Source organism: Microbacterium sp. NPDC056044 (assembly GCF_042267145.1).
GTDB lineage: Bacteria > Actinomycetota > Actinomycetes > Actinomycetales > Microbacteriaceae > Microbacterium.
The window spans coordinates 437,509-462,165 of the sequence record NZ_JBHJWZ010000002.1; the positions used below are offsets into that span (position 1 = coordinate 437,509).

At 69.4% G+C, this 24,657-nt stretch carries 22 protein-coding genes; 11 read left to right on the plus strand and 11 right to left on the minus strand.

Features of this window, described 5'->3' with window-relative positions; genetic code table 11:
• Positions 1-353 precede the first annotated feature (353 nt).
• A complete protein-coding gene (dnaA, locus tag ACFC1I_RS07070) occupies positions 354-1,805 on the minus strand; it encodes a chromosomal replication initiator protein DnaA (RefSeq protein WP_376007394.1) in 1,452 nt (483 codons plus the stop codon).
• A 310-nt stretch (positions 1,806-2,115) separates the two neighbouring features.
• On the opposite strand from dnaA, the gene rpmH reads away from it, so the two are divergent.
• Genes rpmH through rsmG form a run of 6 tightly spaced genes read left to right on the plus strand, consistent with a single transcriptional unit; the run spans position 2,116 to position 5,377 of the window.
• Positions 2,116-2,253: a 50S ribosomal protein L34 gene (gene rpmH / locus ACFC1I_RS07075; RefSeq protein ID WP_055952712.1), complete on the plus strand. Its 138-nt coding sequence runs from the start codon at positions 2,116-2,118 to the stop codon at positions 2,251-2,253.
• A gap of 18 nt (positions 2,254-2,271) precedes the next feature.
• Positions 2,272-2,607, plus strand: coding sequence for a ribonuclease P protein component (gene rnpA, locus ACFC1I_RS07080; protein WP_376007397.1), 336 nt, complete (start codon positions 2,272-2,274; stop codon positions 2,605-2,607).
• Complete coding sequence (yidD, locus tag ACFC1I_RS07085) at positions 2,604-2,960, plus strand: membrane protein insertion efficiency factor YidD (protein ID WP_376007399.1); 357 nt, start codon at positions 2,604-2,606, stop codon at positions 2,958-2,960. The genes rnpA and yidD overlap by 4 nt, the downstream gene beginning before the upstream one ends.
• An 8-nt stretch (positions 2,961-2,968) precedes the next feature.
• Positions 2,969-4,153 (plus strand): membrane protein insertase YidC, encoded by a 1,185-nt coding sequence (gene yidC, locus ACFC1I_RS07090; RefSeq protein ID WP_376007401.1) that lies wholly within the window; start codon positions 2,969-2,971, stop codon positions 4,151-4,153.
• Between the two features lie 33 nt (positions 4,154-4,186).
• Entirely contained in the window at positions 4,187-4,705 is a 519-nt protein-coding gene (locus ACFC1I_RS07095) for a protein jag (protein WP_376007403.1), read from the plus strand.
• A gap of 48 nt (positions 4,706-4,753) precedes the next feature.
• Positions 4,754-5,377 carry a 16S rRNA (guanine(527)-N(7))-methyltransferase RsmG gene (gene rsmG, locus ACFC1I_RS07100; protein WP_376008015.1) on the plus strand — a complete coding sequence of 208 codons (624 nt, stop codon included), beginning with the start codon at positions 4,754-4,756 and terminating at the stop codon, positions 5,375-5,377.
• A gap of 120 nt (positions 5,378-5,497) precedes the next feature.
• Here rsmG and ACFC1I_RS07105 read toward each other — a convergent pair whose 3' ends face one another.
• Positions 5,498-5,701: a hypothetical protein gene (locus tag ACFC1I_RS07105; protein ID WP_376007405.1), complete on the minus strand. Its 204-nt coding sequence runs from the start codon at positions 5,699-5,701 to the stop codon at positions 5,498-5,500.
• Between the two features lie 4,997 nt (positions 5,702-10,698).
• On the opposite strand from ACFC1I_RS07105, the gene ACFC1I_RS07110 reads away from it, so the two are divergent.
• Both ACFC1I_RS07110 and ACFC1I_RS07115 read left to right on the plus strand, forming a co-directional pair.
• Positions 10,699-11,619 carry a ParA family protein gene (locus ACFC1I_RS07110; protein WP_376008017.1) on the plus strand — a complete coding sequence of 307 codons (921 nt, stop codon included), beginning with the start codon at positions 10,699-10,701 and terminating at the stop codon, positions 11,617-11,619.
• On the plus strand, positions 11,619-12,608 hold the full coding sequence (locus tag ACFC1I_RS07115; protein WP_376007407.1) for a ParB/RepB/Spo0J family partition protein: 990 nt from the start codon (positions 11,619-11,621) through the stop codon (positions 12,606-12,608). Before ACFC1I_RS07110 ends, ACFC1I_RS07115 begins: the two co-directional genes overlap by 1 nt.
• On the opposite strand, the gene ACFC1I_RS07120 is transcribed toward ACFC1I_RS07115, so the two are convergent.
• On the minus strand, positions 12,603-13,928 hold the full coding sequence (locus tag ACFC1I_RS07120) for an RNA polymerase sigma factor (RefSeq protein ID WP_376007408.1): 1,326 nt from the start codon (positions 13,926-13,928) through the stop codon (positions 12,603-12,605). The genes ACFC1I_RS07115 and ACFC1I_RS07120 overlap by 6 nt on opposite strands.
• A 56-nt stretch (positions 13,929-13,984) precedes the next feature.
• Between ACFC1I_RS07120 and ACFC1I_RS07125 the strand changes: the two genes are divergently transcribed.
• On the plus strand, positions 13,985-14,332 hold the full coding sequence (locus tag ACFC1I_RS07125; RefSeq protein ID WP_376007410.1) for a tryptophan synthase subunit alpha: 348 nt from the start codon (positions 13,985-13,987) through the stop codon (positions 14,330-14,332).
• Between the two features lie 35 nt (positions 14,333-14,367).
• On the opposite strand, the gene ACFC1I_RS07130 is transcribed toward ACFC1I_RS07125, so the two are convergent.
• The 6 genes from ACFC1I_RS07130 to ACFC1I_RS07155 form a co-directional block, all read right to left on the minus strand.
• Positions 14,368-14,583 (minus strand): YciI family protein, encoded by a 216-nt coding sequence (locus tag ACFC1I_RS07130; RefSeq protein ID WP_376007412.1) that lies wholly within the window; start codon positions 14,581-14,583, stop codon positions 14,368-14,370.
• The gene (locus ACFC1I_RS07135) at positions 14,580-14,783 is read right to left on the minus strand and encodes a YciI family protein (RefSeq protein ID WP_376007414.1); all 204 of its coding nucleotides are present in this window, start codon (positions 14,781-14,783) and stop codon (positions 14,580-14,582) included. Before ACFC1I_RS07135 ends, ACFC1I_RS07130 begins: the two co-directional genes overlap by 4 nt.
• Positions 14,784-15,001: 218 nt before the next feature.
• Positions 15,002-15,367 carry a thioredoxin gene (trxA, locus tag ACFC1I_RS07140; RefSeq protein WP_376007416.1) on the minus strand — a complete coding sequence of 122 codons (366 nt, stop codon included), beginning with the start codon at positions 15,365-15,367 and terminating at the stop codon, positions 15,002-15,004.
• Positions 15,368-15,418: 51 nt separating this feature from the next.
• Positions 15,419-16,423 carry a thioredoxin-disulfide reductase gene (trxB, locus tag ACFC1I_RS07145; RefSeq protein ID WP_376007418.1) on the minus strand — a complete coding sequence of 335 codons (1,005 nt, stop codon included), beginning with the start codon at positions 16,421-16,423 and terminating at the stop codon, positions 15,419-15,421.
• Between the two features lie 137 nt (positions 16,424-16,560).
• Positions 16,561-18,180: a murein biosynthesis integral membrane protein MurJ gene (gene murJ, locus ACFC1I_RS07150; protein ID WP_376007420.1), complete on the minus strand. Its 1,620-nt coding sequence runs from the start codon at positions 18,178-18,180 to the stop codon at positions 16,561-16,563.
• Complete coding sequence (locus ACFC1I_RS07155; protein ID WP_376007422.1) at positions 18,177-20,429, minus strand: DUF6049 family protein; 2,253 nt, start codon at positions 20,427-20,429, stop codon at positions 18,177-18,179. The genes murJ and ACFC1I_RS07155 overlap by 4 nt, the downstream gene beginning before the upstream one ends.
• Before the next feature lie 116 nt (positions 20,430-20,545).
• Here ACFC1I_RS07155 and ACFC1I_RS07160 point away from each other — a divergent pair, with 116 nt between their 5' ends.
• Both ACFC1I_RS07160 and ACFC1I_RS07165 read left to right on the plus strand, forming a co-directional pair.
• A complete protein-coding gene (locus ACFC1I_RS07160) occupies positions 20,546-22,066 on the plus strand; it encodes a methyltransferase (protein WP_376007424.1) in 1,521 nt (506 codons plus the stop codon).
• Positions 22,067-22,090: 24 nt separating this feature from the next.
• Complete coding sequence (locus ACFC1I_RS07165) at positions 22,091-23,518, plus strand: CCA tRNA nucleotidyltransferase (RefSeq protein WP_376007426.1); 1,428 nt, start codon at positions 22,091-22,093, stop codon at positions 23,516-23,518.
• A gap of 88 nt (positions 23,519-23,606) precedes the next feature.
• Here the strand turns inward: ACFC1I_RS07165 and ACFC1I_RS07170 are convergent, their stop codons facing one another.
• Complete coding sequence (locus ACFC1I_RS07170; RefSeq protein WP_376007428.1) at positions 23,607-24,158, minus strand: hypothetical protein; 552 nt, start codon at positions 24,156-24,158, stop codon at positions 23,607-23,609.
• A gap of 26 nt (positions 24,159-24,184) precedes the next feature.
• On the minus strand, positions 24,185-24,610 hold the full coding sequence (locus tag ACFC1I_RS07175) for an excisionase family DNA-binding protein (RefSeq protein ID WP_376007430.1): 426 nt from the start codon (positions 24,608-24,610) through the stop codon (positions 24,185-24,187).
• Positions 24,611-24,657: the final 47 nt, after the last annotated feature.

Here is a 24,657-nt window from a genome sequence, read left to right on the forward strand (position 1 = left end):
TTCATCTCAGAGATTTCTTGTCATGGTGTTAACGGCTGTGGAAACTGTGGACAACCGTCGCGTTGCCAGTCGGCAGACGGAAATCACAAACGTGTGAGTTGTGGAGACGCTCCGGAGAGCGACCGGAAAGACGAATGACAAAACCTGTGGATTCCGCGATCCATCCACAGGTCTCCCCCGCTCGTTCACAGGCGTTTCCGCAACTTGGGAGAGTTATCCACAGGTTTTCCACACTGTGAAGAACCGAAATCATGGCCTTGCTGTCCGCGCGTGTCAAGAACTTCTTGGGGCATATGCGACGAGGGGCCTGTGCGTCACGACGCACGGGCCCCTCGAAGGGCGGAGAGGACGCCTCAGCGGCCGTTGCGGCCCAGCTGAGTGGTGATCTCGGTCACCTGGTTGTAGATCGACCGTCGCTCCTTCATGAGCTCGCTGATCTTCTTGTACGCGTACATCACGGTCGTGTGGTCGCGATTGCCGAACAGCTGCCCGATCTTGGGCAGCGACAGGCTCGTGCGCTCGCGACACAGGTACATCGCGATCTGACGCGCCTGCGCCACCTGCTGGGACCGGCTCGACCCGTAGAGGTCGTCAACGGTGAGCTTGAAGTAGGCGGCGGTCGCCGTGATGATGTCGGTCGGCGAGATGACGTTGGCGTCGTCCTGATCCACGATGTCGCGCAGCACCGTCTGGGCGAGCGACATGTCGAGCGTCGAGCGGTTGAGGCTCGCGAACGCCGAGACGCGGATGAGTGCGCCCTCGAGCTCGCGGATGTTGCTCGACACCACCGTGGCGATGTACTCCATCACCTCGTCGGGGATGTGCAGCCTCTCGGACTGCGCCTTCTTGCGGAGGATCGCGATACGGGTCTCGAGGTCGGGCGCCTGCACGTCGGTGATGAGGCCCCACTCGAACCGGCTGCGCATGCGGTCCTCGAAGCCGGTGAGGTGCTTCGGCGGCACATCGCTCGTGATCACGACCTGCTTGTCGTGGTCGTGCAGCTGGTTGAAGGTGTGGAAGAACGCTTCCTGCGTCTCGGCGCGACCCTGCAGGAACTGGATGTCGTCGATCAGCAGGATGTCGACATCCCGATACCGGGCCTGGAACGCCGAGCCGCGGTTGTTCGCGATCGAGTTGATGAAGTCGTTGGTGAATTCCTCGCTCGACACGTAGCGCACGCGGATGCCGGCATAGAGGCTCAGCGCGTAGTCGCCGATCGCGTGGAGGAGGTGGGTCTTGCCGAGCCCCGAGTCGCCGTAGATGAAGAGCGGGTTGTACGCCTTGGCCGGCGCCTCGGCGACCGCGACCGCCGCGGCATGCGCGAACCGGTTGGACTGCCCGATGACGAAGTTGTCGAACGTGTACTTCGGGTTCAGCCGGGTATCGCTGCGCGAGACGGATGCTGCGTCCCCCGGCTCGTCCAGGGGCGGGCGTCCGACGGGCGCGGCGGTCTGCAGTCCGATCGCCGGCGCGACGGGGGCAGCGGCCGACTGTACGGGGATCGGTGCCGTGAGATGCACGTCGGCGAGATCCGGGTTCACGACGACGCGGAAGTTGGAGGCCGGGTCCTGGACGTCCTGGCCGACGCGCGTGAGCGCCTCCAGGATCGGCGCGCGCATGCGCTTGGTGAACTGGGCCGCGGTCAGATCGTTGGGAACGTCGAGATACAGCGTCCCACCCATCACTCCCTGCGGCACTGCCAGACTGATGAAGCCGTGCAGCTGCGGTGTGATGCGATCGTCTCGCACGAGTTCGTCCAGAACGGCCGTCCAGACCGGTACATCTGGAACTTCGTGCGGTGTCATGGCCCCCCCGGGTTGTTGATGATTCCACCGGAGGCCGCGGAAACGTCGGTCCAGGCCTGTGGATAACTGCCGGAGCCACGCTAGTCAGGAGGCGTCGCGTGAGCAAACTCCACTGTAGAACCGGCCTGCGTGTCGGTGCCAGGGTGGATCGCCTCGCCGGGGCATAATGACACGTTCTGCGCTCGGTTTGAGTTCTCAGGCAACTCGACGTAGCCTTAATCGGTTGACTTATGCCCTCGTGGCGGTCGCCCCTGTACACACGTCCCCGGTCTCGAGCGTCCCGGTGACACCTGATCGGAAGTAGTCCCCTATGAGCAAGCGCACCTTCCAGCCCAACAACCGCCGCCGCGCCAAGAAGCACGGCTTCCGCGCCCGCATGCGCACGCGCGCCGGCCGCGGCATCCTCTCGGCTCGCCGCGCCAAGGGCCGCACCGAGCTCTCGGCCTGATCTCGATTCAGTCCGGCGGTGCTCGCGAGGTCGAACCGACTCACCCGCGGGACGGAATACAAGGCCGTCGTCCGTAGGGGTCGTCGGTGCGCCGGTGCGCACACCGTCACCTATGTCAGCCGCGTCGTGACCGATGGTCCGGCGCGGTTCGGCTTCATCGTGAGCAAGCAGGTCGGCGGCGCCGTCGTGCGCAACACCGTCCGCCGCCGGCTCAAGGCGCTGTGCTTCGAGTCGATGGGATCGGTCGCGCCGGGCAGTGACGTCGTGATCCGCGCACTGCCCAGTGCGGCATCCGCGTCCTTCGACGATCTGCGCAGCGACGTCGAGAAGTGCCTCGCACGGAGGGCCGCATGAGCGTTCTTCCCGCCTACGCCCTCGGAGAGGCCGAGTTCTCGGCATCCGATTCCCTGCGCAGCATCCCTCTGCTCCCCCGCAACGCGGTACTCGCACTGCTGCACGGCTACCGGGCCACGATCTCGCACACCTACGGCGACGTCTGCAAGTACTACCCGTCGTGCTCGGCGTATGCCGTCGGCGCGGTGCAGCAGCACGGCGCGGTCGTCGGGTCGGCGCTGACCGCGGCGCGCATCGCGCGCTGCCACCCCTGGGCGGCCGGCGGCGTCGATGACGTCCCGCCCCACAAGAACTTCCGGCATGCGCTGACCCGTCACGGGTTCGTCGTGCCCGCCCCCACCGGAAAGGACTGATCCTCCGCATGGATCTCTTGTCAGCCCTCGCCTCGACGCCGTCACAGTCTGCTCCGGCGACGAACGGCGGATTCGATCTCTTCGGGATCATCCTCTGGCCGCTCAAGTGGGCCGTCGAGGCGGTGCTCGTCTTCTGGCACTGGCTCTTCACCGCGATCGGGCTTCCGCCGGCCGACGGCATCACCTGGGTGCTGGCGATCGTCGGCCTCGTGGTCGTCGTGCGTTCGGCGATGATCCCGCTGTTCGTGCGGCAGATCAAGAGCCAGCGCAAGATGATGGAAATCGCTCCTGAACTGCGGAAAGTTCAGGAGAAGTACAAGGGCAAGAAGGATCAGCTCTCGCGCGAGGCCATGAGCCGCGAGACGATGGCGCTGTACAAGAAGCACGGTACGACCCCGGTATCGAGCTGCCTGCCGCTGCTCGTGCAGATGCCCGTCTTCTTCGCGCTGTTCAGCGTGCTCAACGACGTCACCAAGCACTACGCCGCCGGCACCGGTGGTGTGGGCCTGCTCAGTGCCGAGCTCACCGCCGAGTTCTACAACGCGAAGCTCTTCGGTGTCGCGTCGCTGCACGAGACGCTGATCCAGGCATGGCAGGCCGGCAACACGCCGGCGATCATCATCCTGGTCACGCTCGTCGTGCTGATGATCGCGTCGCAGTTCTTCACGCAGCTGCAGATCATCTCGAAGAACCTCTCCCCCGAGGCCAAGACCGGCCAGGCCTACCAGATGCAGAAGATCATGCTCTACATCTTGCCGCTGGGCTTCATCTTCTCGGGTGTCTTCTTCCCGCTCGGCGTCGTCATCTACTGGTTCGTGTCGAACCTCTGGACGATGGGCCAGCAGTTCCTCGTCATCCGTGAGATGCCGACCCCCGGCTCCGACGCCGCGAAGGCGCGCGAAGAGCGTCTCGCCAAGAAGGGCAAGGCGATCGACGCCTCGGGCAAGGTCGTGCCGATGGAGAAGTATCTCGCCGAGCAGCAGCGCCTGTATGAAGAGGCCGAGCGCGCCAAGGCCGCAGCGCCCAAGCGTCAGCAGCCGGTGAGCAAGCAGCGCGCGAAGAAGCAGGGACAGAAGCAGCCCGGTTCCGGGCAGCGGCCCTCGGGCTCCGGCCAGAAGCAGGGCGGGCAGGTCTCCGGCGGCACCGATCCCGGCGCCAGCGGCGCCGGTACAGGCACCGGCTCCGCTTCCTGACCGCAACCGACGTCACCACCCGAGGATCACGCCATGACCACGTCCCCTGAGTACGCCCCTGTCGACACGCGCGAGGAGCGGGTTCCCGCCACCGTCGCCCAGCTCGAGGAGGAAGGCGACGTCGCCGCGGACTTCATCGAGGGTCTGCTTGACATCGCCGACATCGACGGCGACCTCGACCTCGACGTGCGCGCCGGACGCGCGTACGTGTCGGTCGAGGCGCCGGCCGACGGATCGGTCGACCTCATCGCCGCACCTGACACCGTGCAGGCGCTGCAGGAGCTCACCCGGATCGCGGTTCAGAACCGCACGGGCCGGTTCTCGCGCCTGATTCTCGACATCGGCGGGTCGCGCGACGCGCGGCAGAACGAGCTGACCGTTCTCGTCGACCGTGCCATCGCCCGCCTCGACGACGGCGCCTCGCAGGCGTCGCTGCCCGCGATGTCGAGCTACGAGCGCAAGGTCGTCCACGACATCGTCGCCGAGCGTGGCTTCGTGTCGGAGTCGTACGGCGAAGGCGCCGACCGCCACACGGTGATCCGCCGCGGCTGAGCCGCGCGTTTCACGTGAAACATTGGTGCTGAGACTGTCGACGTGTCGATGATCGAGATCGAGCAGGAACCCGCGGCCGCCGCCGAGATCTTCGGCGACCGCATCGAGGTGGCGCGGCAGTTCGCTGACGCGCTCGGCCGGCACGGCGAGGAGCGCGGCCTCATCGGGCCGCTGGAACCCCCTCGCCTGTGGTCGCGTCACATTCTGAACAGCGCGGTCATCGCTCCCCTGTTCTCGGGTCGCGTCGGCGATGTCGGCTCGGGTGCGGGCCTCCCCGGGCTCGTGCTCGCGATCGCTCGCCCCGACGTCGAGTGGATCCTGATCGAGCCGATGGAGCGCCGGGTGGCTTGGCTCTCTGAGCAGGTCGAGTCGCTCGGGCTCGACAACGTCGAGGTGCTCCGAGCCCGTGGCGAGGACTGGAAGCGCGGCCCCGTGCTGGACGCCGTGACCGCGCGCGCTGTCAGTGCACTGCGAACTCTGGTGCCGATCACCGCTCCCCTGGTCCGGGATGGCGGCGAGCTCATCCTCCTCAAGGGGACGAGCGCCACCAACGAGATCGACGCAGCCGAGAAGCAGCTCCGCAAGTTCAAGGTGACGAACGCGCGCGTCGAGGTCGTCGGCGAAGGGTTGCTGCCCGAGCCGTCGCGGGTGATCCGAGCCACCGTTCGCTGAATCTGCGGCTGTCCCCGCCGTCGCTTGGGTATGCGATGGCACCTTCGGCCGCGCGCTGCTGTGTGGCTTGCGGGCTCGGTCGGCAAGTGCGACTCAGCGCAGCGTTTGTTCGTCCGGCGGTCAGTTCAGAGTCGAAGGCTCGCCCTCGGCGGCGCGGTTCGCGCCACGGGGTGCGATGAGAATGAGCACGGTGACACCCGTATGGGCGACCACGACATCGGCGCGTTGTATCCCGGCTTCCAGGCCTTCGGTCCCGGCAGTGAGTGACAGAACCAGAGCGCCGAGTCTCATCACCTCAGTGAAGATGCCTGTAGTGATCTCCATGGCGCCCGACGTTTGATCCGCGTAGCCAGGCCGCGCATCAGCGGCGGAGTCGCCCCTCGTACGAATGCCGACCGCGCGATTGCACTGTCTACCGGTGCCACGCATCGCGAACGAGAGGAAGATGAACAGGGCGCCGACGAGGAGTAGCCCGCTCGCGACTACTCCAAGCAATCGTCGTCGAGGTGGTGGCTTCCCGCCGCCGGACGCTCCTTCACCTCTCGCTATGAGGGACGACGTGGGCGCGCTCCCCCGCATCCTTGGCGAAGACTGTGAGTCGGGCGGGACAGGGTCGTTGTTCTCTCGGGACCGCGGGGCTGCAGTGCGCGCTCCGCGTGCTGTGCGGGTGTGCGACCGAGGCCGAGCTGCGGGTCGGCTTGGATACGTTCGTTGGCGAGGCTCGTTCCGCGCCGGAACTATGCGATCCCCTTTGCTCGACGCCTTCCTGAGCCGCGGCACTGCTGGTGCGGTCATGATCGGATCCAGCCGGCCGGTTTCGGACGTGCCTCGTGCTGGGCGTATGCGCATCCACTCCAGGCGACGACCGCTCATTGCGTGCTTGTGTGGCGTCTGCGAGCAGGCGCTCCACACTGTTTCACGTGAAACATCGACTGCGACCCGGCGAAGCGGTGCACGCGATCAGCACCCCAGGCATGCGAGCCATGGGGTGGGCCGACTATGCGCAGGCGGCGAGTTCTACACGCCTACATGTAGTCGAGCTGACCTCAACAATGGGTAGACACCTCGGCGGCGCGGGAGGCCTGAGAACCGCGTCGACGCGGACTACACGGCTTCTGTCGCGCGGAACGCTGCGGCTGGCAGACATGACGCGTGAGCTCGGTCTCGAGGAGCCGGCGTGGGCCGCGCCCCGGGCGGCGACCCGGCGCGCGTCATGACCGCGTCGCGACGGCTGGCGCCGACCTCGCCGTCAGCGGTCGGAGTCAGCGGTCGGCGTCTGTCTCATTGACGTCGCGGAGGCTCCGGTGAACGACAGAGCCGTGCGCTAACACCGCGGGGAGATCAGTCTCGACGGTCGGGGTCGACATCGCGTGCAGCGCGTCGCGTCGGTGGCCTCAGGGGCGGGGCGTTCTTTGCGTCGATTGCAGCGTGTTCCGGGCCGCTTAGCGGAGCGAACGCACACGATGTGGGTGCGCACGTCATGCGTCGCGACGACCGGAACGCCGTCGAGGCCTGCGTGTGACCGGGTGCATTGGAGTGGACGTCGGCGGTCTGCGTGCGCCATCGCGTGACGACCGACGATTCGCGATCCAGGCCGCCCACGACGATGCTCGATGGGTGTGCGTCGGCGGCCTCGCCGAGTGGTGGCGTCAGCGTGGCGGCTTGCGGAGAGGTCCGACTCTGCGTGCGCCGTTTGGGGTGAGGGCGGCGTCCGCCGCAGTGCGCACAGCATGCGCGGTCCGGGTGTTCGGGCGTCGCCCCACTCGGTGAGTTGAAGGCATGCCCGACAGCGCCAGCAGTCTGCGCCTGCGTGTGGAGGGGCCGTCTCCCCCGCTGTGAGCTTCGTTCCTCGTCCTGCGTCGAGCGCGCCATTCTGAAGTACCGAGCGGAGCTCAGCATGTTTCACGTGAAACATAGTTCTGGTGCCAGCGGCACTGTCGGCTGGTTGTTGCAAGGCGCGGCGGCGGTACAGATCGCGACGCGAAACCGCAGAACCAGTGGTCGGTCCCTTTGTGTGCGAACTGCGGGTCGGGTGAGTCCGTCGTTTGGTGGCATCCTCTGGGCGCATCATGTTTCACGTGAAACGCCCCCGGAGGTATGACGTTGGCTCTGCAGGCCGGCCATACGAGGTAGCTTCCCTCATGAAGCCGGGATCGATGCGACTGGCGGTCCGCCTTGGCTGGTGACTTATGTGCACCCGATGCCGAGGTCGAGACCTGCGGCGGCGATCTCGCTGATGACCGAGCCCGCCTCACTCAGCGTGACTCGGGTGTTCCCGAGGGTGCCTTGCACGTCGATGCGGAGGTCGCGCAACGCGTTGGCGGTGGTTTCGGGGGCCGCGGCCGGGGAGGTGGCCGGCGCGGTCAGCGCCTCTGCTGCTCGTGAAGGCCAACTTCATCCTTCTGGACACGCGACTACACGGCGATGCGGATGGTGTCGGCGCCGGTGAGTGGGCTGAAGGTGCCTCGGGATGCTGGCGCGCAGTTCGTTGTGACGGTCGCCGAGCGCGGTGGGGTTGTACTTCCGGCTACCGACGCCTCATCGCGCCGGGACGTGGAGATCGGCTTGGCGACGGGCGCGTTCGACGGCGGCAAGGAGGCAGGCGTCCAAGAGCCGAACGCGCTCCTTCCGGTCGATCTCGACGACGACCGTCGCACGACGGCTTGCCGAGCGCGGGCGCTCTGCATCAGGTCTTCCGTCCCATATGCCGGGTTGTGCCCTCCGCCTGGGTCTGGATGGATCTGTCTCTCCCCGCCCCGTCGCGCATCGATGGCGATCGGAGGTCGATGTTTCACGTGAAACGTCTGCTGCCGGCGGCGAGGGCGCAGGGGCCTGCGGAGTGGGCCGGTGGAGCGGGCGACGGCATCAGCCCCACCTGCACGGTCTGGAGAAACAACAGCCCGTCAGGATGCTGCGCTCGGGTGGCATGGATGACGGTCTCCGCCGTGATGGCCGGACGATCCTGTCGGAACATGGAAGGGTGACTGGTCGTCCTCTGGTCGCCGCGCTGGGATCACCCGGAGCACCACACGAAGTGCCACCGCGTTGGTCACGAGTGTCCCCCTTCAGTCACACCACGAGGGACGCGGGCAGCGATGCGTACGGATCGAGTTTGCGCGTGGGCGCGTGGCGGGTCGGGTCGGGCTGATTTCGCGTTCGTTCTGGTGTTGGTCCAGCTTGAGTCTGTCCGCAGCCACACCACCGATCAGGCGATCCCCGCATGGAGCGGTGTTCGCTCGGTATGAGGGCGGGCCCGCCGACGCCGAAATGTCCATCAGAGTAGGCGAGGCACAACGCCCCGGTCGCCGCCGAGTGGCGTGCCGTCCATCGGGCCCGATGGCGGGCGTCTACCCGCACGCCTCTCTCGCGCAACTCTCCTCCCTGGGCGCCGGCTGATCTGCAGCACGATCCTCCACTGCTCTTCCGGAAGGGTGTGTTGACGGTTCCTCCCCGCTCTTGCACGCGCTGCAACATGCGAATGCTGACGGCTCTGGCGGCGCGACCAGACTGGTGACGACACCGAAGCGCGCAGCAGTGGGCGTGCATCATGGCGCAGGTCGAGCCCTTGACGGCGGTATGCCGAGCCGTGAGCCGGCGCCTCATCTACGGTGCCAGGACGTCACCGGCTCGCGAGGCTCGCGACGCGCGTTCGCGGGATGGTTTCACGTGAAACATGAGAAATGGCCAGGCGCGCTCGGTGCGAAGCACCGCCGGCGCAGCACAGGCAGGACTATCTGACAGGGTCCGTCTCATAGAGAGGGTGTCCGAATGGCGTGGGCGCACGTGCTGCCTGCGTGGCGGGTAGCTGCGATGATGCGGTACTCGCGACCGCGCGCGCTGCGGGTGGCGGGTCGATCGGGTCGCAGCGTCGCAGTCGTGGTCCGGCAGGCGATAACGTTCGGTGTCGCACGAGGTGTCGTCCCGCCAGATGGTGTGGGATCACGCGCATCACAGAACCGGGGGCTGCCCGCGACTCACCACGGCGTGAGCGTCGCGTTCGAACGAGCGACCATGGCTCGACAGACGACGTGTCGACGATCTCGTTTCACGTGAAACATCGCTGCGGCACTGACGCACAAAGACGGGCCGCGAGATGTCTCCGGTCCCCCATGGCGCGGCCGGCCAGCAGTGGACTGCGACTCCGCCTCCGACGACGGCGGAGTCATGGTGGCGGATCGAGCTCATGCGCGCGCCGCGGTCTTCGATCACATGGCAGTGAGGAAGGGGCACGCGTCATCGGATGGTGGCAGCAACGCGGCTTCATCGATGGTGCGGGCTCTCGCCCACCACGGTGGGCGATAAGGACGAGGGCGATCACATCGGTCGCGCAGAAGCACGCGCTCGGCGCATGGGTGACATGACTGGCCGCGGCGACTGCACGTCGAGATCTCGGAACCGGCGCGGATGCGCGCCGTGCGCGAGCACCATCGCCATCCGCGGCCTACGGGTGCGACGGATCTGTGCCCTGCCGACTGCCGCAAACGTTCCACGCAGCTCACGACGGATCGGACGCGCGTTTCACGTGAAACACACGCGTCCGAATCTCCGCCTCCGAGGGCAGCTGGATAGTGGGCCGCCGCACCGTGTGCGAGTTGTCGCGCTGGTGACTCCAGCGCTTGCGATCACGCTGCCCCGAGAGGATCGACGCGAATCGGGATGGCGAAGCAACATCGGAGTACACGGCCCGCCTTGGCATCCGCCGAGGGGAGCGGGCGGATGTGCCGGCGGCTCAGTGCTTCGCAACGCTTCCGCAGGTCTCTGCAAGCGCGGCCGCACGTGCGAAGCCGTACATCGCAGCCGAGGCTCCGCGCAGTCGACGTGGAGCGGCGGGTTGGTTGGCCCGCACGCGCCGTGCGGGGTTGACTAGAGGGAGTGGATCACCCACGCGGAAGAGTAAGGAACGCATGAATAAGTGGCTCCGACGGCTGGGGATGGGGGGAAGGCGGGATAGGGTGGAAGACGATGTTGAGCGGCTCGGGCACGGGGGAGAGTTTCACGTGAAACAACCCGACGAGATCGAGGCTCAAGCATCCATCTCGTCCGATGAGTCGCCGACCGTCTCGACGCCGGAGTCTTCCCTGACGACGCAAGCCACCCCGGACGTCAACGTCGAAGCCCCCGCCCCGCACGGCGAAGGCGCCGCTGCTGACGAGGGCGTCGATCCCGAAGCGGCAGCCGTTCAGGATCACGAAGAAGAGTCGACAGGCGCTGACGGCGATCTCGCATCCGCTGAGTACGCTGACTTCGCACCCGAAGACGCTGCACCCGAAGACACCGCATCGCCCGAGGGCTCCACCGTCACGCAGGAAGAGGAATCCCCCATCGTGCAGCAAGACGGCACCGCACTCGCACAGGAAGACGACTCCCCCATCGCGCGGGAGCTCGCAGACCTCACCGCCCGCCGCAAGGCGCTCGAAGAAGCCGACGTCCAGCTCACCGGGCATACTCGAGTGCTCACGGTCTCGAACCAGAAGGGTGGCGTCGGCAAGACGACCACGACCGTGAACCTGGCGGCGGCTCTCGCCGAGCGAGGTGCAAAGGTTCTCGTGATCGACCTCGACCCGCAGGGCAACGCCTCGACGGCGCTCGGGGTGCCGCACACCGCCGATACGCCCAGCGTCTACGACGTGCTCATCGATGAGTTCCCGCTCGCCGACATCATCCAGGTGAGTCCGGAGTCCCCCAACCTGCTCTGTGCGCCGAGCACCATCCACCTGGCCGGCGCCGAGATCGAGCTCGTGTCGCAGGTCGCACGCGAGCACCGCCTGCGGGTCGCCGTCGACGATTACCTCGCCAGTAACGGCGGCGAGATGGACTTCATCCTCATCGACTGCCCGCCGTCGCTCGGACTGCTCACCATCAACGCCTTCACCGCGGCGAGCGAACTCCTGATCCCGATCCAGTGCGAGTACTACGCGCTCGAGGGACTCAGCCAGTTGCTGGGCACGGTGCGGATGATCCAGAAACACCTCAATCCGCGCCTCGTGCTGTCGACCATCATGCTGACGATGTACGACGGCCGCACGCGGCTTGCGCAGCAGGTCGCCGACGAGGTGCGAGAGCACTTCCCCAAAGAGGTGCTCGACACGATCATCCCCCGCTCGGTGCGGGTCTCGGAGGCGCCGAGTTTCGGACAGTCCGTTCTCGCTTACGATGGACAGTCGGCCGGCGCCATCGCGTATCGCGAAGCAGCGGTCGAGATGATCCGGCGCGATAGCGCCTCGAACGAAAGGGGCGCGTGATGGCAGCGAAGCGCACAGGACTCGGACGCGGAATCGGCGCACTGATCCCGACCAGCGAGCAGTCCGATGAGCGTCCCTCGGACGTCTTCTTCCCCCGCGCCGTCGCGGTGGCCGAGGCGGAGCCCACGGCCGAGATCGCGGAGCCCGACGGCCAGGAGGATCTCATCGAGGTGCCCGGCGCCCGCCTGGCTCACATCGACCCGCACGACATCGTGCCGAACCCGCGTCAGCCGCGTACGAACTTCGACCCCGAGCACTTCGCGGAGCTCGTGCACAGTGTGCGTGAGTTCGGTGTTCTGCAGCCCGTCGTCGTCCGGCTCAATGAGAAGGGCGACTACGAGCTCATCATGGGCGAGCGCCGCACGCGCGCCGCCCGCGAAGCCGGTCTCACCTCGATCCCCGCGATCGTGCGTGACACCGCTGACGAGCACCTCCTCCGCGACGCCCTGCTCGAGAACCTGCACCGGTCCGAGCTGAACCCGCTCGAAGAGGCCTCGGCCTACCAGCAGCTGCTCGAAGACTTCGGCATCACGCAGGAAGAACTCGCCACCCGCATCGGCCGGTCGCGTCCGCAGATCAGCAACACGATCCGCCTCCTCAAGCTCCCCGTTCCGGTGCAGCAGCGAGTCGCCGCCGGTGTGCTCACCGCCGGCCATGCCCGCGCGATCCTGTCACTCGAAGACGCGACGGCCATGCAGCGGTTCGCCGACAAGATCGTCAACGAGGACCTCTCGGTGCGTGCCGCGGAGGCTGCGGCGAAGCTTCCGGATGCCTCCCCCACCCGATCGCCGAAGCCCCAGGCCGGATCGCGCCGGTCCCACCTCGACGAGGTCGCCGCGCGTCTGGGTGACCGCCTCAACACCCGCGTGAAGATCGCGCTGACGGCAAGAAAAGGCCAGATCAGCATCGACTTCGCGACGATTCAGGACCTCAACCGCATCCTCGGCGAGCTCGGCGAGACGGAATACGGCGCCCGCGAAGCCTCATAACGGCCGGAGAGCCGCGGCGCGTCGCCGCAGCGCCTCGGCCTCGGCCGCGTTGCCCGGCAACTCGGCCGCTGCGAGGAATTCGGCGGCCGCAGCATCCGTTCGTCCGAGGCGTTGCAGAAGCTCCGCGCGCACGGCGGGCAGAGGACGGAAGCCGGGCAGCTCCGGAGCGAGCGCGTCGACCACGGCGAGAGCGGGCTCAGGTCCCCGGGCCATGGACAGCGCGACGGCGCGGTTGAGGCGCACGACGGCCGACGGGGCGAGCGACTCGAGGCCGTCGTAGAGCCGCAGGATCTGCTCCCAGTCGGTCTCGGCGAACGTGGGCGCGATCGCGTGACACTGGGCGATGGCCGCTTGCAGGCCGTAGTAGCCGAAGCCTCGGGGCGAAGCCGGGCCCACGCGGCCGGAGGCTCCGCGCGACCCGCCGGCGGCCCGTGGAGGGGTCGTGGGGACCACTCTCTTCATCGCATCGGTGCCGCGGGTGATCGCAGGCCTGTCCCACCGGCGGCGGTCCTGGTCTTCGAGGGTCACCGGCAGTCCGTCGGCGTCGATACGGGCGGCGAAGCGCGACGACTGGAACTCCATGAGGGCGATGAGCGACCAGATCTCGGGCTCGCGCGGCATGAGCGCAGCGAGCTGGCGCCCGAGTCGCACCGCCTCGCGCGCGACGTCGGGGCGGATCAGGCCCTCCCCCTCGGCGGCCGAATACCCCTCGGTGAAGAGCAGGTAGATCACCTGCAGCACGCTGGCGAGCCGTGCCGGGCGCTCGGCGCGGTCGGGCACGTCGAACGGCACGCCCTCCGCGGCGAGGGTGCGCTTGGCGCGGACGATCCGCTGCTGCACGGTGGGGACGGTCATGAGCAGCGCCCTCGCGATCTGCTCGGTGGTGAGACCGGCCACCGTCCGAAGCGTCAGCGCGAGACGGGCCTGTGCGGGAAGCAGCGGGTGACAGGCGACGAACACGAGACGCAGCACGTCGTCGTCGATGCGGTCGGGGTCGGCGTCGTCGGGCACCGAGTCGATGGCCTCGGCCACGAGGGCCTCTGAGACGAACAGGGGCTCGCGCTGCGACATCCGCTCGCGCCGTCGCCACCCGTCGATCGCCCGCCGCTTCGCGACCGACATGAGCCACGCGCCGGGATTGTCAGGGATGCCGCTGCCCGGCCACGCGGCGAGGGCTTCGACGAGAGCCTCCTGGGCGAGATCCTCGGCCCAGGCGAAGTCGCCTGTGTGCCGTGCCAGCGCGGAGACGATCCGAGCGGACTCGTCGCGCCACACGGCCTCGACGGCACGGCGCGCGTGCGCATCGTCGTCGGACGTCATGCTGACAGCGTAAGCGGGTGGGCCCCGGTGTCGGGATCGCCACGTACCCTGGATTGATGGCGAACGACGAGCAGACACCGCGGCCACGTGCGAGCCTCGAACTGCTCCGCGCCGAAGCCGCTGACGAGCTGTCGGTTCTGGTGCACGAGCGCCTGCGCGCCGGCGAGGATCCGTGGGAGTTCATGGACGAGCTGCCGTCCGTCGACGAGCTCGTCGTGTACCTGCTCCGTGCCGAGAACATCGCGGCCGACGGCGGTTCGCGGCCGAACGCCAGCCGCCACTACCGCGTGCTCAGGCAGATCGCCCTGGACTATCCCCCGCTGACCCGCGCGGTGTGGGCCCTGCTCGGCGACGCGAACACGCACCGCCGGTGGGACCCGACGGTGCGTGCCGAAGCGAGCTGACCAGCGAGCCGACGGACACGGCTCGAGGTCCCGCGTCACGAGTTGGCGGCGCGCCACTCCTGCGCCTTGGTGACCCACTCGTTGCTCTGGTCGAAGTCGCTCCACTCGTTGACGCGGCGCACTTCGAGCGTCGTCCCCGGGCCGAGAGGGCACTTGCGCGCCCAGTGCTCGGCCTCTTCGCGCGACGCCACCTCGAGGATCCAGTAGCCGGTGAACACTTCTCGCGCCTCGGCGAAGGGCCCGTCGGTCACCGTCGGGGGAACCGGTCGAAGTCGACCCGGAATCCCTCCGAAGCGTCCGACAGCCCTTCGGCGCTGAGGAACACCCCGGCCCTCTGCAGCTCCTCGTTGTAGCGGCCCATGGTGGCGAACGTCTCCGCCATGTCGAACGTCTCGGGGTCGAACGCCGCGGCGGCCTCTGCCTCGACCTGCATGATGAGCATGTAACGCATGGGATTCCCTTTCGTCGGGGCGGTTCGGCCCGGATGGAGGCCCGTTCGGCCCCTTCACCCTGTGCGTCGAACAAGCCTCGCGCAGATCGACATCGCGCGCGAAGAAATCTCAGCGAATCTTGAATGCCGCAACCGGCATATTCGCGTGCGACCCCCGCCGGGGATGACGAAGACCCCGCCGGACGAGCCGGCGGGGTCTTCGTGAAAGCGTGAGGCTCTCAGCCGATGTAGGCCGCGAGGTCCTGCTCGAGCGCGAACTTCGGCTTGGCGCCGATGATCGTCGTCTCGACGGCGCCCTTGTTGAACACCTTCATCGCGGGGATCGACGTGATCTGGTACTTCATCGCGAGGTCGGGGTTCTCGTCCACGTTGAGCTTGAGGATCGTGATCTTGTCGGGGTGCTCCGACTGGATCTGGTCGAGGACGGGCGAGACCATGCGACACGGGCCGCACCACTCCGCCCAGAAGTCCACGAGCACCGGGCCTTCGGCCTGGAGCACGTCCTGCTCGAAGGTGGCGGAGGTCGTCGCCTTGGCGGTCATCTGTTCTCTCCTTCTGTGGGAAGTCTGTCCACGCTCATTCAACGCGAGATGGGCAGGAAGTGTTCCCGGGCTTGTGCGGCGCCGGTTCCCGCGCTAGGCCGCGTCGACCTTGGCGACGGTCTCCGCTCCGGGAAGTCCGTCGATCTCGGCCGCATCCGGCGCCGGGGCGCCGGCCTCGCCGAGCGCGGCGAGGAAGTGCTCGACGTCGAGTGCCGCGACCGTGCCGCTGCCCGCAGCGGTGACCGCCTGACGGTACGTCGGGTCGATCACGTCACCGGCGGCGAACACGCCGTGCACCGAGGTGCGCGACGAGCGGCCGTCGACCCAGATGGTGCCTTCGGGCGTGAGCTCGAGCTTGTCGTGCACGAGGTGCGTGCGCGGGTCGTTGCCGATCGCGACGAACACGCCGTCGAGGGCCAGCTCGCGGCGCGAGCCGTCGACGGTGTCTTCGAGCACCACGCCGGTCACGGCGTCGTCGCCGATGATGTCGACGACCTCGCTGTTCCAGACGAACTCGATCTTCTCGTTCTTGAACGCGCGCTCCTGCATGATCTTCGAGGCGCGTAGCTCATCACGACGGTGGATGATGTACACCTTCGACGCGAACTTGGTGAGGAACGTGGCCTCCTCCATCGCCGAGTCGCCGCCGCCCACGACCGCGATCACACGCTCGCGGAAGAAGAAGCCGTCGCACGTCGCGCAGTACGAGACGCCGCGGCCCGACAGCCGCGCTTCGCCCTCGATGCCGATCTTGCGCGGAGCGGAGCCGGTGGCGAACACCAGCGCGTCGGCCTCGTGCGTCGCACCGCTGCCGAGGGTGATCTTCTTGACCGGGCCGTCGACGTCGAGCGAGACGACGTCGTCGTACAGCACCTCGGCGCCGAACTTCTCGGCCTGCTCCTGCATCTTCGCCATGAGGTCGGGCCCCATGATCGCCTCGGGGAACCCGGGGAAGTTCTCGACCTCGGTGGTGTTCATCAGCTCGCCGCCGGCCTCGACCGAACTCGCCACGACGAGCGGGTTCAGGTTGGCCCGTGCGGCATAGATCGCCGCCGTGTAACCCGCGGGTCCCGAACCGATGATGATGACCTGACGCACGTGCGCACCTTTCCTCGTGAAGCCTCGCGGGGGCGTGTCATGACACACGCGATGGCTCCGGATGCCTCAACACATGGTAACCGCGTGGCATTCCGCGACCCGTTCCCCGCGCCCCACCGGGACTCACGGGCGCCGTTTCAGCGTCGGCCGGGCAGGAAGCGGCGCACCAGGCCGGTGGCGACCGCGAGCTCGGGCGCGCGGAAGAGGGCGAGGAACGCCACGTACACCAGCATCGACGCGATCCCGATGATCGCCGATCCGACCGCGCCCAGAAGAGCGCTGGATGCTGTCCACCCGTCCGCTCCGCCCAACAGCAAGAACACTCCCCACCCGGCCGCAGCCGCCGGGACCGCGGCGAGCACGAATCGTCCGAGTGAGAGCAGCCATGACGCGGTGCCGAGGCTCCCCAGTCGTCGCTGGAGCAGCCACGTGGCGATCACGACCTGGACGATGCTCGCGAGCGACTGCCCGAGGGCCACCACGGCGGCGAGATACTCGAGTCCGATCACGTCGGCTTCCACGAGCCCCCACGCGCCGTAGGCGGTCGCCACGACGATCGCGCACTGCACGAGGGTGAAGAAGAAGGGCGTGCGCGTGTCGTCGTACGCGTAGAACGTGCGCTGGATGACGAACAGGACCGCCAGCGGGATCAGTGCGACGAGAAAGGCCAGCAGGACCCACGCCGCCTGCACCGCCTGGCTCGCCGAGTTCGTGAAGATGCGCGATGCGGGAACGGCGGCGGCGGCCAGAGCGAAGGTGGAGAAGACGACGAACACGCCGAGTGTGCGGATGCTGCGGCCGATGTCGCCGCGCACCTCTTCGTGGCGCCCCGCGTGCGCGTGCTCGCTGAGCTGGGTGAAGTACGGGGTTCCGATCGAAAGGACGATGATCGAGTACGGGAGCATGAACAGCAGCCACGCGTACCCCATGGCTGCCGCGGCGGGTCCGTCGCCCGATGCCTCGGAGACGACCCGGCCCTGCAGCAGGCCCGCGATCTGGCCGGCAGCGACCATGAGGAAGGTCCAGCCTGCGAGCCGGCCGATCTGGCCGAGGCCGACGCCCCGCCAGGCGAAGTCGGGCCGAACGTGCAGCCCCGTGCGCCGCCAGAAGAAGAACAGGATGCCGGCCTGCACGACGATGCCGAGGGTGGCGGTGCCGGCCAGGAGGCCGATCATCTCCGGCGTCCAGTCCACCACCTCCGTGAGCGGGCCGCCGAACAGCAGGAGGAAGAGGCCGAAGCCCGCGATCGAGACGACGTTGTTGACGATCGGCGCCCACGTGAACGGACCGTAGATGCGGCGCGCGTTGAGCGCCTCGCCGACGAGTGCGTACAGGCCGTAGAAGAGGATCTGCGGCAGGCACCAGTAGGCGAAGGTCGTGGCGAGGGCGAGCTGGTCGGGGCTGTAGCCGGGGGCGTACAGCTGCACGAGCCACGGTGCGATCAGGGTGGCCAGCACGGTCGTCACCAGCAGCACGACGGTGCCGAGCGTGAAGACCTTCGAGATGAAGGCGCGCCCGCCGTCCTCGTGCGACGCCGCCTTGACGATCTGCGGCACCACGACGGCGGTGAGCAGGCCGGTCGAGATCAGCGCGTAGATGTTGTTCGGAAGCTGGTTCGCGGTGGCGAACGCGTCGCCCGCGGGGCTGTTGACCGAGCCCACGACCGCCACGAGCACGATGCCGCGCAGGAACCCGGTGAGGCGCGACACGATCGTGCCCGCGCCGATGAGGGCGCTCGCGCGTCCGATCCCGCTCATCGCTCGTCCCCCTCGGGCGAAGGAGGAGCGTCGACCCGCTCGGGCTCCGCAGCCGCGGCGTCCTCGGGCGCCTCACCGTCCGCAGCACCCGGGGCCGCAGCATCCGTCCCCTTCCGTCGCCGGCGCATGCGCAGCACGGTGCGGGCGACGCCGAACAGGAGGAGGATGCCCACCAGCACGGCGAGGGCGGCGAGGCCGACGCCCTCCCAGTCGGCGTAGACGTTGATCTCGACGGTCTCGGGCTCGCCGATCGCGACGAAGGCGGGGCTGCGCAGCTGCAGGGTCAGGGTGACGTCGCCGCGGCCGACGCGGGCCTGCACCGGCACCTCGACACGGGTGTTGCTGCGGGGCGTCGCGACGATCGGCGTCTCGCCCTGCACGTCGAGGCGCAGGTTGTCGCGCGTCGTGTACAGCACGAGGTTGACGGGGTACGGCAGGTCGTTGCGCACCCAGAACCGCAGCGCGGCATTGGAGCCGTAGAGGTCGCTCGGGCTCGTCGGCAGCAGTGCGACGGAGTTCAGCGTGCCGGCGGTCTCGGTGCGGTGGTCGGCGAGCACGGTCGGCCAGGTGGGGTCGCCCACCCACGCGACACCGAGGAGCTGCAGGATGTCGGCGCGCTCGGGTCCGGTCAAGAGCGACGGCTGGTCGAGGATGGTCGCGAACCGTGCGAGGTCGGCTTCGTCGGCGACGAGGGCGGATGCCGCGTCCGCACGCGCCTGCGCGGGCTCCACCTCGCCGAGCTCGAGGTCGAACGCCTCGCTCGCAGCGACCGTCGCGATCGTGCGCGGCGTGACGTTCGGTGCGGAGAACGCGGCGGAGATGGCGGCGCCGAGTTCGACGCGCGAGCGCCCGTCGCCGCGGCCGACGGTGACCAGGAGCGGGCCGCCGGTCTCGGCGGCCGCGAAGGCGAGATAGGCGGTGGCGGTGGTGAGCGGCGCGCCGCGCAGCCACGACTCCTCCTGCTGCGACGCGTCGTCGAGGGCGTCGGAGATGTCGCTGTCGTAGACGAGCACCTCTCCGGCGCCGACGCGCCCGTGCGCCGAGACGGTGCGGCCGGCGGCGCCGGCCTCGGTCGTCGACGAGGGGATGACGGTGACCGGTGCGGTGCCGTCGGCGTTCGCGATGTCGGCGAGGCGTGCGACGATCTCGGCGTCGGCCGTGCCGTCGGCGGGCCAGTACACGCCCTGCCGGGTGGCGGGGCCGACCGTGAGCAGCGCGTCGGTGCTGGGCAGCGCGCTGTCGGGCTGCGGGGTGGGCGCGGTCGTCGGTGCGTCCGACGGCGCCGGGGTCGACGTGGCCGTCGGGGTCGGCGTGGGCGTGGCGAAGTTCGACGGCGACATGTAGGCCGTGAACGACGTCGGCTGCAGCGGCCGGGGCAGGCCCGCCTGCAGCTGCGCCGTGACGTCGGCGTCGCCGAACTGCAGGGCGAAGCGCGAGTTCTGGATGCTCTCGAGGCGCGTGAGCCACTCGAGCGCGGACTCGGGCGCCGACGTGCCCAGCACGCGGATCGACGCGGGCACGGCCGGGTCGACCGCGAGGATGGCGGCGGTGCCGGTCACACCGTCGAGCTGGTTGGTGAGCGCCCCGTCGGGTGCCGTGAGCTCGGCGAGCTGCTCGGCGGTGAGGAGGCCCTCGTCGAGGGCACCCGCCGTGATGGGCACGATCACGCCGATGCCGACGTCCGTCGCGTCGGTCGGCGGCACGATCATCGTGCTCGTGGAGACGACGGTGCCGTCCGCGCCCGGGTAGGACGCGGCGAGCGGGTAGACGCCGGGAGCGAGCCCCGCGAGGGCGGGGTCGTCGGCCGCGATCGTGATGCCGCGCATCTGCGAGCCGCCGGCCTCCACGGCGGGGATCGCGTCGGTGGCGATCGGCTCGAGCGGCAAGTCGGCCGACGTGCCGTCCAGCCAGTCGCCGAGGTCTTCGCGGTCGCTGAGCGGCGTGCGCGCGAGCGACAGCGTGATCGTCGTGGGTGCGACCTCGGCCTGCGTGCCGTTCTGGATCGAGACCGACACGCTGAGCGCGTCGCCCGGCCGCACGATGCCGTTCGCCGCGGGGGCGAGGGTGAACACCGTGGTGCCCGACGGGACGCCGGAGCTCGCGCTCGGCGACGGCGTCGGGGTCGGGCCGGCCGCGAACGCCGGTGCCGGCAGCAGAAGCCCCGCGAGCACCGCCACGGCCGCCATGCCGGCGGTCACGAGGCGCGGTGCGCGGCGCGGGGCACGCCGCGGGGCTCGCGGTGAAGTCACGATCATCCTGTCGGGGGGTTCGCTCCTGTGCGATGTCCTGACCGCACGATCGAGGAGAGTCTACGGTCCGACCCTCCGAGCCCGCCTGAGTGCGCGCGGCGCGGTTGAATGGTCCCGTGCTCCCCGAACCGGATACCGACCTCTGCCGAGACCTCGCCGCCGACCTCCAGCGGGCGGGGTTCACCGCCGAAGCGCTGCGCGACGCGTGGGGCGCCGCGGCCGACGACGCGATCGCGCGGGGCCTCCGCTCGCCGGCGTCGCGCGCCCTCGGCGACCGCCGCGACGCCCTCGCCGTGCTGGGCAGACTTCTCGTGCTCGGGATGCCGCAGGCCGCAGCATCCGTGGATCAGTCCCTCCCGCGAGCCGGCGCCGCGGGACTTGCGCGGCTGGGGCTCGCCGAGATCGACGGCGACGAGGTGCGCCCGCTCGCCGTGGTGCGGCCGCAGTCGTACGCCGACGCGTCCGGATCCGGACAGTGGTGGATCGCGAGCGATCTCGACGAGGCCGCGCTCGGCGGGCCGCTTCCCGAGGATCACGTGCTCGGGGTCGGCGGGGCGTCGCTGACGCTCGCCGGGCTGCAGCTGCCGACGCCCGCCGAGCGGGCGCTCGACATCGGTGCGGGCTGCGGGATCCAGGCGCTGCGCGCCCGCGCGCACGTGGCTGAGGTGGTGGCGACGGACATCTCGCGGCGCGCGCTCTCGTTCACACGGCTGAACGCCCTGCTCAACGGCATCGACGGCATCGAGGTGCGCCTCGGCAGCCTCTTCGAGCCCGTCGCCGGTGAGCAGTTCGACCGCGTCGTGTCGAACCCGCCGTTCGTGATCACGCCGCGCGTCGCCGACGTGCCCGCCTACGAGTACCGCGACGGCGGCATGGTCGGCGACGACGTCGTGGCCGCCTTCGTCACGGGCGTCGGCGCCCACCTCACGCCGGGCGGGATCGCGCAGCTGCTCGGCAACTGGGAGACGCGCGACGGCGTGCCCGGTCTCGAGCGCGTGCGCGGGTGGGTGGAGTCCTCGCCCGTGGCGCTCGACGCGTGGGTGGTCGAACGCGAGAGCCTCGACCCGCTGTCGTACGCCGAGCTGTGGGTGCGCGACGGCGGCACGCTGCCCGGTACCCCCGGGTTCGCGCGACTCGTCGACGCCTGGCTCGACGACTTCGCCGCCCGCGCGGTGACCGAGGTCGGCTTCGGATACCTGCTGCTGCGGCGTCCGGCAGAGGAGTCGCCCACGCTCGCCCGATACGAGACCCTCCATACGGCGCTCGCCGGCGAGGGACTCGGGGCGCACCTCGCCGCCGCGCTCGAGGCCCACGATCGCCTGAGCGTTCTCGACGATGCGGGGGTCGCGGCATCCGTCCTCCTCGTCGCCCCGGATGTCACCGAAGCGCGCCATCATCTGCCGGGAGCGGAGGACCCGACGGTCATCGAGCTGCGCCAGGGCGGCGGATTCGGGCGTGCGCTCGGGGTGGATCCGGGCCTCGCGGCCCTCGTCGGCGCGTGCGACGGCGACCTGCCGGTGGGGGTGCTGATCGACGCGATCGCCGACCTGCTCGAGGTCGATGCCGCGGCGCTGCGGGCGGATCTGCTCCCCCGCGTGCGGGAGCTCCTGTTCACCGGCTTCTTGCGATTCGCGTGAACACCGCTCGGTAGGCTGGAAGCCATGCTCAACATGGCCGAGGGCATCGCGCGCCTCGGCGCGCTCGCCGAGTCTCCCGTCGTCTCTGTGCTCGCGCGCGCCTTCGCCGACGCGGGCTTCGACCTCGCGATCGTGGGCGGTCCGGTGCGCGATGCGCTGCTGGGCCGGCCGACGAACGACCTCGACTTCACGACGAACGCGCGCCCCGACGACATCCTCACGATCGTCAAGCCCATCTCATCGGCCCAGTGGGACATCGGCCGCGCGTTCGGCACGATCGGCGCTCGCGTGCACGGTGAGCAGGTCGAGATCACGACGTATCGCGCCGACAGCTACGACGGCGTCACGCGCAAGCCGACTGTCGAGTTCGGCGACACCATCGAGGGCGACCTCGTGCGCCGCGACTTCACCGTGAACGCCATGGCTCTCCGGGTTCCCGGGCAGACACTGGTCGATCCGACCGGCGGCGTCGAGGACCTCGTGCGCGGGGTCCTGCGCACACCCACCGACCCCGCCGTGAGCTTCGGCGACGATCCGCTGCGCATGCTGCGGGCGGCGCGCTTCGCGTCGCAGCTCGGCTTCACGGTCGACCCCGGCACCGAAGCCGCCATGGAGGAGCTGCGCCGCACGCTCGAGATCGTGAGCCCGGAGCGCATCCAGGCCGAGCTCGTGAAGCTGCTGGCGACCGACGACCCGGTCCGAGGCATCCGTCTCCTCGTCGAGACCGGGCTCATGGCCGAGTTCCTGCCCGAGATCCCCGCGCTGCAGCTCGAGGTCGACGAGCATCACCACCACAAGGACGTCTACGAGCACTCGCTCACCGTGCTGCGCCAGGCGATCGAGCTCGAGAAGTCGCGGAACCCGGATGCTGCGCCCGACGTCGCGCTGCGGCTCGCGGCGCTGCTGCACGACATCGGCAAGCCGGCGACGCGCCGGCTCGAGCCGGGCGGCGGCGTCACGTTCTACCACCACGACCTCAAGGGCGCGCGCCTGGCGCGCAAGCGCCTGCAGGAGCTGCGCTTCGACTCCGCGACGATCGCGACCGTGAGCCGGCTCATCGAGCTGCACCTGCGCTTCTTCGGGTACTCCGAGGGCGCGTGGACCGACTCGGCCGTGCGCCGCTACGTGCGCGACGCCGACGCCGAGCTCGAGCGCCTGCACATCCTCACGCGCGCCGACGTCACGACCCGCAACGTCAAGAAGGCCCGGCGCCTCGCCGGCGCCTACGACGACATCGAGCGCCGCATCACCGAGCTCGCCGCCCAGGAGCAGCTCGACTCGATGCGCCCCGAGCTCGACGGCAACCGCATCCAGGAGGTGCTGGGCCTGACGCCCGGCCGCGAGGTGGGCGAGGCCTACCGTTTCCTCCTCGACCTCCGCCTCGACGAGGGTGTGGTCGGCCCCGAAGAGGCTGAGCGCCGCCTGCGCGAGTGGTGGGCCGCCCGCGGCTGAGTCTCCCGCGCGATCGTTGTTTCTCAGGCCGAGGCAGCGCACGCCGCGATGACGGACGGTGGATGCTGCGTCCCGCCGCCGCGCCGAATCACCGGGCGAGCGCGTCCAGGTGCGCACCGACGCGCGCGGCGAACGCGGGGCAGGCCGCTGCGGTGAGCGCGTCCGCGAGGGACGCGGGGGCGTGGCGGGTTCGTCGGGCTCGTTGCTCCGAGGTCACCTGCCGGACGTCGGCGCACGCGGTGTCGTCGACGAGGCACAGGAACTCGTCGGGGGTGTAGATCTCGAACGGCAGCGGGTCTCCGGTCGCGCCCCCACGGCCCCGGGCCGAGACCAGCACGTTCGCCCGCGCGACGGCGGCGTCGGCCTCCGCAGAGCGCGGCTCGACGGCTGCGTCCAGGTCGAGGTCGGGCGCGACCGGGCCGATCACCTCGTCGAGGCTCGTCGCGAGGAGGTCGAGACGCCGCGGTGCGGCCGCGCGCCGCCCCGGGTCTCGCTGCGCCCACAGCCGGACGGAGTCCGCCACGACGCCCGCCGACGAATGCAGCTGGAACGCCCCGGTCCTGTGGCGCAGCAGCGCGAGCCAGTCGTACGCGGTGCGCGCGGCGAGGACGTCGCTGTCGACGAACACACGGTGCAGCACCCGGTCAGACTACCCAGGCCGGGTTGTCAGTCCACTCCGAACTCGTCGTCGAGGTCGCGCAGGGCGTCGAGCGCCTCTCGCCGGGCCCGCGCGCGGCTGCGCCGCAGCGCCAGCACGTCGGTGGTGCGCAGCCGGGTGTGCGTGCCTACGCGGTGGGCTTCCAGCTCGCCCGTGTGCACCAGCTTCATCAGGGTGGGCCGCGAGACGCCGACGAGTTCCGCGGCGACCGTCGTCGTCAGCTCGTCGGGCAGGGTCTCCACCGACACGCGGCCGCGCGCCAGTCCCCTGAGCACCTGTGCGAGGAACGAAGCCAGCTCCGCCGGGATCGCGGTCTCGGCCTCGTTCTCGGCGGTCACCGCGAAGGCCAGGGACCCGAGATCCGGCACACGGCCGAGGAGGTCGGCGGCCTGCTCGCGCAGCCCCTCTTCGACGAACACTGTCCCGTTCGACAACAACACGCTCATACGGCCCCCCGACCTGCGTCGCGCACCACCCCTGA